The sequence below is a fragment of the Streptomyces sp. cg35 genome, from assembly GCF_050410835.1.
Classification (GTDB): Bacteria; Actinomycetota; Actinomycetes; order Streptomycetales; family Streptomycetaceae; genus Streptomyces.
The window spans coordinates 4,659,159-4,672,072 of record NZ_CP191268.1; the positions used below are offsets into that span (position 1 = coordinate 4,659,159).

General features: G+C 73.2%; 12 protein-coding genes. 6 read left to right on the plus strand and 6 right to left on the minus strand.

Features of this window, described 5'->3' with window-relative positions; translation table 11 throughout:
- Positions 1-32: 32 nt before the first annotated feature.
- Positions 33-1,853: a helicase HerA-like domain-containing protein gene (locus tag ACQUQD_RS21140; RefSeq protein ID WP_428953690.1), complete on the plus strand. Its 1,821-nt coding sequence runs from the start codon at positions 33-35 to the stop codon at positions 1,851-1,853.
- A gap of 88 nt (positions 1,854-1,941) precedes the next feature.
- Here ACQUQD_RS21140 and ACQUQD_RS21145 read toward each other — a convergent pair whose 3' ends face one another.
- From ACQUQD_RS21145 to ACQUQD_RS21155, 3 genes are all read right to left on the minus strand, one after another.
- Positions 1,942-2,085, minus strand: coding sequence for a hypothetical protein (locus tag ACQUQD_RS21145; RefSeq protein WP_428953691.1), 144 nt, complete (start codon positions 2,083-2,085; stop codon positions 1,942-1,944).
- Between the two features lie 63 nt (positions 2,086-2,148).
- Complete coding sequence (locus ACQUQD_RS21150) at positions 2,149-2,484, minus strand: hypothetical protein (RefSeq protein WP_428953692.1); 336 nt, start codon at positions 2,482-2,484, stop codon at positions 2,149-2,151.
- Positions 2,485-2,579: 95 nt separating this feature from the next.
- Positions 2,580-3,167, minus strand: a complete 588-nt coding sequence (locus tag ACQUQD_RS21155) for an HhH-GPD-type base excision DNA repair protein (protein WP_428957618.1) — start codon at positions 3,165-3,167, stop codon at positions 2,580-2,582.
- Between the two features lie 137 nt (positions 3,168-3,304).
- On the opposite strand from ACQUQD_RS21155, the gene ACQUQD_RS21160 reads away from it, so the two are divergent.
- Positions 3,305-5,944, plus strand: coding sequence for a GNAT family N-acetyltransferase (locus tag ACQUQD_RS21160; protein ID WP_428957619.1), 2,640 nt, complete (start codon positions 3,305-3,307; stop codon positions 5,942-5,944).
- Positions 5,945-5,968: 24 nt separating this feature from the next.
- On the opposite strand, the gene ACQUQD_RS21165 is transcribed toward ACQUQD_RS21160, so the two are convergent.
- Positions 5,969-6,730: a sulfite exporter TauE/SafE family protein gene (locus ACQUQD_RS21165; protein ID WP_428953693.1), complete on the minus strand. Its 762-nt coding sequence runs from the start codon at positions 6,728-6,730 to the stop codon at positions 5,969-5,971.
- A gap of 164 nt (positions 6,731-6,894) precedes the next feature.
- On the opposite strand from ACQUQD_RS21165, the gene ACQUQD_RS21170 reads away from it, so the two are divergent.
- The 3 genes from ACQUQD_RS21170 to ACQUQD_RS21180 are packed head-to-tail and all read left to right on the plus strand — an operon-like array spanning position 6,895 to position 10,150.
- Complete coding sequence (locus ACQUQD_RS21170; RefSeq protein WP_428953694.1) at positions 6,895-7,845, plus strand: LysR family transcriptional regulator; 951 nt, start codon at positions 6,895-6,897, stop codon at positions 7,843-7,845.
- Positions 7,846-7,887: 42 nt separating this feature from the next.
- Entirely contained in the window at positions 7,888-8,214 is a 327-nt protein-coding gene (locus ACQUQD_RS21175) for a cupin (protein WP_428953695.1), read from the plus strand.
- Between the two features lie 40 nt (positions 8,215-8,254).
- Positions 8,255-10,150, plus strand: a complete 1,896-nt coding sequence (locus ACQUQD_RS21180) for a propionyl-CoA synthetase (protein ID WP_428953696.1) — start codon at positions 8,255-8,257, stop codon at positions 10,148-10,150.
- On the opposite strand, the gene ACQUQD_RS21185 is transcribed toward ACQUQD_RS21180, so the two are convergent.
- Positions 10,133-10,819 (minus strand): sensor domain-containing protein, encoded by a 687-nt coding sequence (locus ACQUQD_RS21185; protein ID WP_428953697.1) that lies wholly within the window; start codon positions 10,817-10,819, stop codon positions 10,133-10,135. The two genes, ACQUQD_RS21180 and ACQUQD_RS21185, sit on opposite strands and share 18 nt — an antisense overlap.
- Positions 10,820-11,296: 477 nt before the next feature.
- Here ACQUQD_RS21185 and ACQUQD_RS21190 point away from each other — a divergent pair, with 477 nt between their 5' ends.
- The gene (locus tag ACQUQD_RS21190) at positions 11,297-11,713 is read left to right on the plus strand and encodes an STAS domain-containing protein (protein WP_428953698.1); all 417 of its coding nucleotides are present in this window, start codon (positions 11,297-11,299) and stop codon (positions 11,711-11,713) included.
- 778 nt (positions 11,714-12,491) lie between these two features.
- Here the strand turns inward: ACQUQD_RS21190 and ACQUQD_RS21195 are convergent.
- Positions 12,492-12,794: an immunity 53 family protein gene (locus ACQUQD_RS21195; protein ID WP_428953699.1), complete on the minus strand. Its 303-nt coding sequence runs from the start codon at positions 12,792-12,794 to the stop codon at positions 12,492-12,494.
- Positions 12,795-12,914 lie beyond the last annotated feature (120 nt).

A 12,914-nucleotide genomic window follows, 5' to 3' on the forward strand; every position in this document is an offset into this window, starting at 1 on the left:
GGGAACACTCAAGCCGGGGACAGGGGCCTGAAATGAGTGAGAGCGAGCCGATGGCGGCCGGGTCGGAGAGTGCGGCGGGCTCGTCCGGGGGAGAGCCGGGCGCCGCGTTGACGGGCGCGGGCGCGCCCGCGGCGGCGGGGGCCGGCGCACGGGCACGCGGCCGGTTCGTGCCGCCCGTCGCTCCCGCGGCGACGCCCGCGCCCGACGCCCCACAGACCCCACAGGCCTCGGAGACCCTGGCAGCCCCGACGGCCCCTTCTGGGGACGCCGACGCGCACCCCGAGACCGTGACCGGCGGCGCCGCGCTGCCCGCCGAGGCCCTGGAGATCGCCGCCGGGTACGCCTTCACGGGGCCCGCGCTCGACCTGGGCGCGCTGCTCTGGGACGGCGCGTGCCACCCCGACGCCCAGATCCGCATCCCGCTGCCCATGCTGAACCGGCACGGCCTGGTGGCCGGCGCCACCGGCACCGGCAAGACCAAGACCCTGCAGCTCATCGCGGAACAGCTGGCCGCCCAGGGCGTGCCGGTCTTCCTCGCCGACGTCAAGGGCGACGTGTCGGGGATCTCCGCGCCCGGCGAGGACGGCGAGAAGGTGCGCGAGCGCGCCGGGCAGGTCGGCCAGGAGTGGACGGCGACCGGCTTCCCCTGCGAGTTCTACGCGCTGGGCGGGATCGGCTCCGGCATTCCGCTGCGGGCCACCATCACCAGCTTCGGCCCGGTGCTGCTGTCGAAGGTGCTCCAGCTCAACCAGACCCAGGAGCAGTCCCTCGGCCTGATCTTCCACTACGCGGACCAGAAGGGCCTGGAGCTCGTCGACCTCAAGGACCTGCGGGCCGTCGTCACCTTCCTGACGTCCGACGAGGGCAAGCCCGAGCTGAAGGAGATCGGCGGGCTGTCGACCGTCACCGCCGGGGTCATCCTGCGCGCGCTGACCGCCTTCGAGGCGCAGGGCATGAGCGACTTCTTCGGGGAGCCCGAGTTCGACACGAGCGAGCTGCTGCGCACGGCGCCGGACGGGCGGGGCCTCGTCTCCGTACTGGAACTGCCCGGGGTGCAGGACAAGCCGCAGCTGTTCTCGACGTTCCTGATGTGGCTGCTGGCCGATCTGTTCCAGCGGCTGCCGGAGGTCGGGGACGTCGAGAAGCCGAAGCTCGTCTTCTTCTTCGACGAGGCGCACCTGCTGTTCAACGGGGCGTCCAAGGCGTTCCTCGAGGCCATCACGCAGACCGTGCGGCTGATCCGGTCCAAGGGCGTCGGCGTCTTCTTCGTGACGCAGACGCCGAAGGACGTGCCCTCCGACGTGCTCGCCCAGCTCGGCAACCGGGTGCAGCACGCGCTGCGCGCCTTCACGCCCGACGACCAGAAAGCGCTGAAGGCGACCGTCAAGACCTTCCCCCACTCCTCGTACGACCTGGAGGAGCTGCTCACCTCGCTCGGTACCGGCGAGGCCGTGATCACCGTGCTGAGCGAGAAGGGCGCGCCGACCCCGGTGGCGGCGACCCGGCTGCGGGCGCCCGAGTCGCTGATGGGGCCGGTGGAGGCGGGGGCGCTGGACGCCGCCGTGAAGGGATCGCTGCTGTACTCGCGGTACGCCGACGCCGTGGACCGTGAGTCGGCGTACGAGCGGCTGACCGCGCAGGAGGCGGAGACCGCGGCGCGCAAGCAGGCGGAGGCGGAGGCCGCGGAGGCGGAGAAGGCCGCGAAGGCGGCCGCGCGGGGCAAGCCCGCGCACGACGCGTCCATGGTCGACCAGGTGGTCGGAAGCGGGATCTTCAAGTCGCTGGCCCGGTCCGTGGGGACGCAGCTCGGGCGCGAGATCTCCCGGTCGATCTTCGGGACGCGCAGACGCTGAGCCCCGAGGGCGACCCGCACCGGCAGGCGGCGGGCCGGCGGATCGAGAGGTCCGCCGGCCCGCCGCCTGCTGTATCCGTCAGCGGCTGTCAGCGGCTGTCCTTCTCCTGCGGGGCCGGGGACGTCCGGAGGCTGCGGTCGTCCGGGCGCCGCCGGGTCTTGTCCGCCCGGCTGTCACGGGCGGCTTCCGCGCGCAGCAGGGCGCGCAGCAGGGCGTACGGGTCCTTGGGCATGAGGGGGTGTCCTTCCGAAGTCGTGCGTCGGTACATGGCGGGGCCGGGCCGGAGCCGGGTCCGTCAGCAGCGCAGGACGACGGTGCGCAGGGCGCGGTGGGACGGGCGTGCGGGAGGGTCGGCCGGGACGGGGCCGGGGGCGGGCGCCCGGAGGAGACGCGGGCGCGGGGTCGTGGGCAGCCGCGTGGGATGGCCGGTCGGCAGGCGCAGGGCCGCCTCGGGGGCTTCCTGCTGGAGCTCGCCCGGTTCGCAGGACGACGCGGCGGCCGGGGGCGGGGCCGAGGCCTCCGTGGGCGCCGCGGCCAGCGGGGCGAGCAGCAGGGCGAGCACCAGGACGAGCGCACGGGCCCAGCTCCGGGCACGGAGGCCCGGGGCTGCGGTGGACGTGGCGGCGCTCATGCAAGGTCTTGTCCCCCGGACACGCCCGTGACCTGCTCTCCGGGCCGCCAGATCCGCTCTCTTGGGCTACGGAACGGCCGGTGTGCTGACGCGGTCTACGCCGTCTTGGCCGCTTTCGCCGCCGCCTTCATCTCCTGCTTGTACGCGCGGACCTTGGTGAGGGACTCGGGCCCGGTGATGTCGGCGACCGAGCGGTACGACTTCGCCTCGCCGTAGGGGCCCGCCGCCTCGCGCCAGCCCGTGGGCCGCACGCCGAGCTGCTTGCCGAGCAGGGCGAGGAAGATCTGGGCCTTCTGCTTGCCGAAGCCGGGCAGGTCGTTCAGGCGCTTCAGGAGCTCCTTGCCGGTGCCGACGCCCTCCCAGACGGCGCTCGCGTCGCCGTCGTAGTGCTCGACCAGGTACTGGCACAGCTGCTGGACGCGCTTCGCCATCGAACCGGGGTAGCGGTGCACGGCCGGCTTGGCGGAGAGCAGCGCCGCGAAGGCCTCGGGGTCGTGGGCGGCGATCTCGTGCGCGTCGAGGTCGTCGGAGCCGAGGCGGTCGGCGATCGTGCGCGGGCCGGCGAACGCCCACTCCATGGGCACCTGCTGGTCGAGCAGCATCCCCACGAGCGCGGCGAGCGGGCTGCGGCCGAGCAGTTCGTCGGCGGCGGGGTCCTGGGCGAGGTGGAGGGTGACGTCCATACGGCTCATACGTCGATGATCGCGCCCGGAGGTCCGGGGTGCTAGTCGGTCCATCCGTGCGAAAGATTAGGTTAGGCTCGCCTAATAAATCGTGAAGGTGGGGTGGGGGAAGCGTGCGCTTCGAGGTCTTCCGTGACATGTGGGGGATACCGCACCTGCGCGCGGGCGACGCGCTGTCGCTCGCGTACGCGCAGGGCCGGGTGACCGCCGCCGACCGCGCCTGGCAGATCGAGGTCGAGCGGCACCGGCTGCTCGGCACGTCCGCCGGGGCGCTCGGGGCGGGCGAGCTCGGCTGGGACCGGTTCGCCCGGCGGGCGCGGCTCGCGGACACCGCGCGCCGCTGCTACGAGGCCCTGGACGCGGAGACCCGGGCGTGGGTGGACGCCTACGTCGACGGGGTCAACCGGGGGCTCGCGCAGCGGGGGCGGAGCGCGCCGGAGTTCGGGCGGGCCGGGGTCGAGCCGGGGCGCTGGGAGGGATGGATACCGCTCGGGGTGTGGCTGTCGACGCATGTGCTGTTCGCCGGGTTCCCGGCGAAGCTGTGGCGGGACGAGGTCGTGCGGCGGCTCGGGGCGGACGCCGTCGGGCTGTTCGCCACCGACGGGCCCGGGACCACGGGGAGCAACGGCTGGCTGGTCGACGGGGCGCGCGCCGCCGCCGGGGGGACGCTGATCGCCGGGGACCCGCACCGGTTCATCGAGGACCCGGGCGTGTACCAGCAGATCCGTCTCTCCTGCCCGGAGTTCGACGTCGTCGGGCTCGCCGTGCCGGGCGTGCCCGGCATCGGGCACTTCGGGCACGCGGGCGGCGTCGCCTGGGCCATCACCAACGCCATGGCCGACTACCAGGACCTGTACCGGGAGCGGCTGCGCCGGACCGCGGACGGCGGCGTCGAGGCGTTCGGGCCGGACGGCTGGCGGGCGGCCCACGCGCACGTCGAGGAAGGCGTGGGCGGCAGGGACGGCTCGGACGGCTCGGACGGCTCGGACGGCTCGGACGGTGTCGAGGTCGTCGAGACCGAGCGCGGGGTCGTCGTGATCGGCGGCCCCGACGAGGGCGAGGGCATCAGTCTGCGCCAGCCCGCACGCGTCCGCGCCGACCTGGGATTCGGCGCGCTGCCCGCGCTGCTGCGGGCCCGCACCGTCGCCGATGTCGACCGGGCCTTCGACCGCTGGGCCGAGCCGGTCAACGTGGTGCTCGCCGCCGACACCGCGGGCGGGCTGCTGCACCGCGTCGCCGGCACCGTGCCCGTGCGCGACCCGGAGAACATGCTGCGCGTGGTGCCCGCCTGGGAGGAGCGGTACGCCTGGCGCGGCACGTACACGCCCCTGCCGCGCGCCGACGTCGACGGGGTCGCCGTCATGGCCAACGAGCGGTCCCTCGCCGCGCCGCTCGGCGTCGAGTTCGCGCCGCCGCACCGGGCCCGCCGCATCCGTGAACTGCTCGGGGAGCGCGCGGACTGGCGGCCCGACGACATGAGCGCCGTGCACACCGACACCGAACTCGCCTCCGCGGCGCCTCTGCTGGCGCTCGTCGAGCGGCTCGACGGGCTGACCCCGGCGGCGGCCGCGCTGCGTGAGCGGCTGCTGACCTGGGACCGGCGGATGGCCGCGGGCAGTGTGCGGGCGGCCGCGTACGCGCGGGTGCGTTCCGCAGTCGTACGGCGGCTCGCCCGGCACGAACTGTTCGCGCCGCTCACGGACCTCGCCCCCGCCTACCCGGAGGTGTTCCGGCCGTGGCTCGCGCTCGTGCCGCGGATCGCGTACGGCCTGGAGAACCTGCTGACGTCTCCTCGGATACCGGACGGGGACAGGCTCGACGCCGTCCGCGCGGCGGTCGAGGAGGCCGCGGGCGCCGCCGAGGGCACCTGGGGCGAGCGGCACCGGCTCGCGCCCTGGCAGGCGCTGCCCGACCCCGACGCCGACCGGCCCGGCCTCGACGGCGACCACGACTGCGTGCTGTCCACGTCGAGCGTGCCCGGAGTGACCGACCTCAGCGCGCGCGGCCCGGCCGCCCGCTACGTATGGGATCTCGCGCGGCGCGACGACAGCCGCTGGATCGTGCCGCTCGGTGCGTCCGGGACACCGGGATCCGCCCACCACCGGGACCAGCTGCCGCTGTGGCTGCGCGGTGAACTCGCCCCTGTCGTCACCGACTTCGACCGCCTCACCAAGGAGCCCGACGTGACCGAAGCGACCCCCGGCCTGTCCCCTGTGTACGAGCGGAGCGTCGACGGGTTCGGCACTTTCCGGCTCACGCGCCTCGACCCCGCCGGCGCCGACATCGACGTCCTGTACGCGTGGGTCAGCGAGGAGCGGGCCCGGTTCTGGGGGATGACGGGCCTCGGCCGGGACGACGTGCGCGAGATATACGCGCACCTCGACTCCCTGGACACGCACCACGCCTATCTCGTCCGGCTCGACGGCACGCCCGTCGCGCTCTTCCAGACCTACGAGCCCGAGGCCGACCGGGTCAGCGAGTGCTACGAGGTGCGGGACGGCGACATCGGCGCCCACCTGCTGGTCGGCCCGGCCGGGGCGGCGGGCGCCCGGCGCGGGTTCACCGGGGCGCTGGTGGGCGTGCTCGTCTCGTACGCGCTCGACGAGCTCGGCCGGAAGCGGATCGTCGTCGAGCCGGACGCCCGCAACGACAAGGCCGTCGCGCTGTTCGCCCGCAGCGGGTTCGAGCTCGTCGGGGAGATCGTGCTGCCGGAGATCGACCTGCCCGAGGTGCAGTTGCCGAAGAAACGCGCGCAACTCGCCGTCTACAGCCGGTAGTTCACGGGTGCGCGCGGGGCGGCGTCACGAGCGGGCGATCAGCAGGACCGACGCCGTGACGCCGACCGTGACGATGACGCCCCGCATCACGGCCGGCGGCAGCCGCCGGCCGAGCCGGGCGCCGAGCAGGCCGCCCGCGGTGGAGCCCGCCGCGATCAGTGCCGCCACCGTCCAGTCGATGTCGGCGACGGCGATGAAGACGACCGCGGCGATGCCGTTGACCAGGGACGCGAGGACGTTCTTCGCGGCGTTCAGGCGCTGCAGGTCGTCGCGGAGCACCGCGCCGAACATGCCCATGAGCAGCACGCCCTGGGCCGCGCCGAAGTAGCCGCCGTAGACACCGGTGCCGAGGACGCCGAGCCACATGGGGACGCCGCCGTCGGTGCGCGAGCCGGCGCCGGGCCGGTTCTTCATCCAGCGGTTCAGGCGGGGCTGGAGCACGACCAGTACGCACGCGGTGAGGATCAGCACCGGCACGACGGCGCGGAACGCGGCGTCCGGCAGCCGCAGCAGGAGCAGCGCGCCCGCGAGCCCGCCGAGCAGCGAGGCGGCGCCGAACCTGATCAACCGCCGCCGCTGGCCGCGCAGTTCGCGGCGGTAGCCGTACGCGGCGCTGAGCACGCCCGGCACCAGGCCCACGTTGTTGGAGACGTTCGCGAGGACCGGCGGGTAGCCGAAGGCGAGCAGCGTCGGGAACGTGATCAGGGTGCCGGAGCCGACCACCGCGTTCATCCCGCCCGCGGCGACCCCGGCGGCACCGATCGCCACCGCTTCCCCTACGTCCACAGACCGTCTCTCCCCGCGCTCAACGGGTCGGCACCCGCCGGAAGTTCGCGACCTCCACGACGGGTTGCCGCCCTGGGCCGTCCCATCGATGATCGTGCTCGGATCCCCCACCCAAGTCAATCCTCGGGTTTTCTTGCACATACCCAAGCTGTAGCTTGGCCCGCGTGACCCTCGACGACCTCCGCGTCTTCGTCGCCGTCTGCCGCGCGGGCAGCCTCAGCGCCGTCGCACGTGAGCTGTCCTGTACGCAGTCCGCGGTGAGCCAGCACGTCAAGCGTTTGGAGAAAGAGGTCGGTCTCGGCCTGCTCGAACGGCACGCGCGCGGCGTCGTGCCCACCCCCGCGGGCCGCATCCTGCGCGCCGCCGCGGCCGACGGCATCGGCGCCCTCGACCAGGCACTGCGCCGCCTCGGCGACCTGGCACGCGGCGAGAGCGGCTCGGTCCGGGTGACGACCGGCGCCACCTCGGTGCGGCACTTCATGGCGGCGGCGATCGTCGACTTCCGGCGCGCCCACCCGCAGGTCAGCCTGGAGTTCCAGACGGTCAGCTCCAGCCGCAGCTGCTTCGAGGCGCTCGCCGCGCACGACCTCGACCTGGCCTGGATCACGATGGGCGCCCCCGAGCGCGGCATCGAGCTGCGCCCGGTGGTCGAGCTGCCCTGGGTCCTGGCGGTGCGCGACGACGACCCCCTGGCCGCCGGATCCTCGGCCGGGCCCGAGGACCTGAGGGCCTCGGCCCAGCTGATCCTGCCGCCCGAGCACTCCACGTCCCGCGCCCATCTCGACGAGCGGTTCGCCGAGCTGGGCCTCACGAAGGGGCCCGCCTCCGGCACCGGCATCGCCGACTGGGACACCGCCGTGCACCTCGCCGAACTGGGCCTCGGCCACGCCGTCGTCCCCGACCTGCCGGGCCTGCGCCGCCCCGGCGGAGCTCCCTCGCCCGGCCTGACCCTGCTCCCGGTCCCCTGCCTGCCGCCCCTCCAGGTCGGCTGGGCGGTCCGCCGCTGGTCCGCGCTGTCCCCGCTGGCCAGGACCTTCGCGGACTTCGTGGGCCGCAGCTGCCCGGGCGTCAGGCCCGAGGACGCCGGGCCCGAACACCGTGAACCGATCGGCTGACGCCGCGTCGCGCCCGGCGGGCGGCCGGGCCACGCTGGGCGCATGACGACGACGTACGACCTCACCTCCCTCGCCGACGAGCACCTCTCCGCCGCCCATGACGCCGCCCACGGCCGCAGCGCCGAACTCCTCATCCGCGAGGACCCGCTGCGCCAGAGCGTCATCGCGCTGACGGAGGGCAGCGCCCTGGAGGAGCACAACGCCCCGCCGGCCGCGACCCTCCAGGTCCTGCGCGGCCGCGTCCGCCTCACCGCGGTCTCCGGCGACGTCACCCTCGCCCAGGGCGAGATCCGCGCGATCCCGCAGGAACGGCACGGGCTCACGGCACTGACGGACGCGGTGGTGCTGTTGACTGCGGTGACGGCCTGACCGGATCGTGTTCCCGTCTCTACCGAGGGGAGTACGGCCGATGGCGACGTACGACGAAGTCTTCCGCGCGAGCACCGAGGACCCCGAGGGGTTCTGGCTCGCCGCCGCCGGCGGGATCGACTGGGACGTGGCGCCCGCCCGGGCGCTCGACTCCTCGGGGGCGCCCTTCTACCGCTGGTTCCCGGACGGCGAGCTGAACGTGTGCCACAACGCGCTGGACCGGCACGTCGCCGCGGGACGCGGGGCGCAGGCCGCGCTGGTGTACGACTCGCCCGTGACCGGCACGCGCCGCACGTACACGTACGAGGAGCTGACCGGTGAGGTCGCCGCCTTCGCCGGGGTGCTCGCGGGGCTCGGGGTGGGGCGCGGGGACCGGGTCGTCGTCTATATGCCGATGGTGCCGGAGGCGGTCGTCGCGATGCTGGCCTGCGCGCGGATCGGGGCGGTGCACTCCGTGGTGTTCGGCGGGTTCGCCGCGCACGAGCTGGCCGTGCGGATCGACGACGCCGCGCCGAAGGTCGTCGTCTCGGCGTCCTGCGGCATCGAGGGCGCGCGCGTCGTGGAGTACAAGCCGCTGCTGGACCGGGCCGTCGGCCTGGCCGGGCACAAGCCCGACGCGTGCGTGATCCTGCAACGGCCCGAGGCGCCGGCCGAGTTGGGCGAGCGGGACGTGGACTGGCGGGAGGCCGTGCGCACGGCGAGCCCGGCGGCGCCCGTGCCGGTGGCCGCCACCGACCCGCTCTACATCCTGTACACGTCCGGAACGACCGGGAAACCCAAGGGAGTTGTCCGTGACTGCGGCGGCTATGCCGTCGCGCTGCGCTGGACCATGGAGGCCGTGTACGACGTCGGCCCCGGCGAGGTGATGTTCACCGCGTCCGACGTGGGCTGGGTCGTCGGCCACTCGTACATCGTGTACGGGCCGCTGCTGGCCGGTGCGACGACCGTGCTGTACGAGGGGAAGCCGGTCGGGACGCCCGACGCGGGCCAGTTCTGGCGGGTGGCCGCCGAGTACGGGGTGAAGACGCTGTTCACGGCGCCGACCGCGTTCCGCGCGATCAAGAAGGTCGATCCGGAGGGGGAGCTGGCGCGGGGCCACGACCTGAGCGGCCTGAAGTATCTCTTCCTCGCCGGGGAGCGGCTGGACCCGGAGACGTACCACTGGGCGGGCGAGCTGCTGCGGATCCCCGTCGTCGACCACTGGTGGCAGACCGAGACCGGCTGGCCGATCGTCGCGAACCCGGTGGGGATCGAGGCGGCCCCCGCCAAGCCGGGTTCTCCGACCTGGCCGCTGCCCGGCTGGGACGTGCGGGTCCTCGACGCGGCCGGGAAGGAAGTGGCCGCGGGGGAGGACGGGGCGATCGTGGTGCGACTGCCGATGCCGCCCGGGGCGCTGCCGACCCTGTGGAACGACGACGAGCGGTTCGTGGCCTCGTACCTGTCCGCGTACGACGGGTTCTATCTGACCGGCGACGGCGGGCACATCGACGAGGACGGCTACGTCTTCGTGATGGGCCGGACCGACGACGTCATCAACGTCGCGGGGCACCGGCTGTCCACCGGCAGCATGGAGGAGGTGCTCGCCGCCCACCCCGCGGTCGCCGAATGCGCCGTCATCGGGGTCGCGGACCCGCTCAAGGGCCAAGTGCCGCGCGGGCTGGTGGTGTTGAAGGCGGGCGTCGACGCGGACCCCGGCGTCGTCGAGGCCGAACTCGTCCAGCTCGTACGGGACCGGATCGGGGCCGTCGCCTCGCTCAAGGACGTCGCGGTCGTCGCCGCGCTGCCGAAGACGCGGTCCGGGAAGATCCTGCGCAGGACCATGCGCGGCATCGCCGACGGGCTCGACGAACCGGTGCCGTCGACCGTCGACGACGCGACTGTGCTGGACGCGCTGCGGCCGGTGCTCACGCGGCGCGGTTCACTTCGAGAGCAGTGAGCGGATCGCGGCGCGGTCCACGTTCGTCAGGCCGCGCACCAGCAGCGGCGTGAGGAAGACGAGGACGAACCCGATCGCGGAGACCGCGGCGATCTGGGCGGGCGACTCGATGTAGTACGCGTGGTGCGCGCCCGCGTCGGTCGTGAAGTCGTAGACGCGGTAGCCGGGCCAGTCCAGGTAGCGGTGGAACACCCAGGAGTACGCCGGGAACAGCGCGACCACCCAGCCGGTGACCAGGAACGTCACGGACAGGGTGAAGGACAGCACCCGCCACGGGAACATCACCGTGTGGAACAGCAGGGCCTTCCACCCGGCGGCGTCCGCGAGCCGCCCGCGCAGCCCCGGCGCGGGCGCGTCCGGGGCCTGCACGTCCAGGCCGAGGAGGGCGCGGGCCCGGCCGCGTTCGGCGGCACCGAGCGCACGGGCGCCGCCCAGCATGGCCGCGTACACCGGCAGCCCGATCCAGACGACGAGCGTGCCCGCGCCCAGGGCGAACATCGTCACGGCGAAAGCGAACCCGGCGACCGCCACGGGCAGCGACGTGAGCGTGTGGCCGATCTCGCGGTAGGTGGAGCGGGCGAAGGGGCCGCGCCAGAAGGCGGGGGCGGGGGCGGCGGCCGAGGCGGTGCGGTGGGTGTCCGCGTAGGGGAGCGTCGTCGTCGAGGTCATGCCTCAAGCGTCGCGCCCGGCGCCGGGCCGGGACATGGGGGAACTCGGTGTCTTGAGGGTGGGGTTACCCCTATGGAGCCCCTCCGGTGGAGCCCCCCCCGGCGATCGAGGAGCGGAGCCCCGGGACGGCACGCTCGAGCGCGGCGTCAGGATCCAGCAGGGCCCCCTCAAGGAAGAGCTCGCCGAACACAGCCGCCCCGAGCGCACCCCGCACCCGGGACACGACCCGGTCCACATCCCCCCGCTCCGCCGGAGGCAACGGCAGGTCCTGGCCGCACTGAAGAATCCGGAGACCGGTTCGACCCCGCCGGAGGCATGACGGCGCATCCGGACCCGGGAGCCGGCTGCCACCGTTGTGACGGATCCCATGCCGGACTCCACCCGCTGGACTGAATGCTTTCCCCCTGCCGAGGGGCCCGTGCGCACAGCCGGGTGATCCGCCGCATCCTGTGCCCCGGCTCGCGGGTTGATCACGGCGTGAGTCCCGAAAGCACCCCTCTCATACTGTCCACCTCCGCCTCTGCCTCCCTCGCCGTCGGCAGCGACGCCGAGAGCATGAAGGAGGCGGGCACCAGTACGCCCGGCGACATAATCATCCGTTCCTGCACCACCGCGGGGCCCGCGCTGTGGATCGAGCTCCAGGGCGAGATCGACCACCACAGCGCGAGACCGCTCCGGACGGTCCTGGCCGCGGGAGCCGTCCACGGCTACCGGCACCTCAGCCTCGACGTACGGCGGGTCACCTTCGCCGATTCCGCCCTGCTGAACGTCCTCGACCGCTGGAGCCGCCACGGGCGGAGTCTCCACCTGCGCACCAGCTCACCCGCGGTCCAGCGGCTCATGGAAGCCGCCCGCTGCGCCGGCCGGCCCACCACCGAGGGAGTACACCGGTGACGTTCACGATCCTGACCGTGACCCCCCTCGTGCTGTCCGTGCTGCTCCTGCACTGGCCCGAGCACCCACCCACAGCCAACCGCCACCGACTGCGCCGCCGCTGACCCGAACGGATACGCCCGACGTCGAAGGGCCCCGCTGTTCGCAGCGGGGCCTGCGCCTGCCTCTGGCCCCGCCGGCAGGGCGTCTACCAGGGGAGCGGGTCAGGGCGCCGGTGCCACCACCAGTCGTGGATCTGGGACGTCGCGGCGCCTGGCTTCGACGGTGGGGGTAGTTCGTTGATCCACGTGTCGTCCTGGATCGTGAGTTCCAGGAACCGCTCATCCAAGGGCTCCACTGCCAACGTCAGGAGCAGCCCCCGGGCAGGATGCGTGAGCGGCTGGTTTGGCCCTCAAGACGGCAGCGGTTGATCTGTCAGAGAACGCTCTGAGCTTGGGAAGCTCGGGTGATTCAGGGGGAGTTAGGCGTCTGACCTGCGGGGGAGCGGCTTACTCTGCCCTCGTCGCTGACGCTCCGTTGCCCGGCGTTCCCCGTGGCTCCCCGGCCAACCTGGCACGGATCTGGCACGGGCTTGAGCAGTGAGGCAGCCGAGCCTTGTCGCACCCCGGGTCCCGGCCTTTACCGTGCGGACGACCTCACCACTCAACAGGTTATGCCTTCTGATCCGTAGCTCTATGCAGAGCGGTCAGCAGCGTTCATTCCGGCCGTCGCGCGGCTCTTGTGGGCCACAGGCGAACATGATCGGTTGCTGCAGTTGCGGTACTTCGCTGCTGTACAGCTATGCGCCCTCGGCCCACTTGCGGAAGATGGCAAGTACCTCGGTGAGGTTGCCCGGTCCGCATGAGGCTGTGAAACGTAGCGCCTGGACATGGGTGAAGATCCAGTCAGTGTCGCTTCGCCTGATGCGCTCTGCCGCGTACCTCTTGCGTTCGAGCGAGGTCTCCTCAAGGTCGATCTCAATCGTCCACCCAGGATTGTCTAGCGGGCCGATCTTGACACCCCATGAGTGCTCCCAGTCTCCGTCGCACTGCTCGGTGTACCACCGCTGAAGCCAGTCGAAGGGGTGCTCTGCGCTGTCCATAGCGGGGATCCTAGGCGCGGCACTGGGTCGCGTGCACTGCGGTGCTCATCAGGCTGACTCAGCCTCCGAGCAGTCTTGAGAACCGTCGTGGCGAGAGTCACCGTGGGTTCAAATCCCACA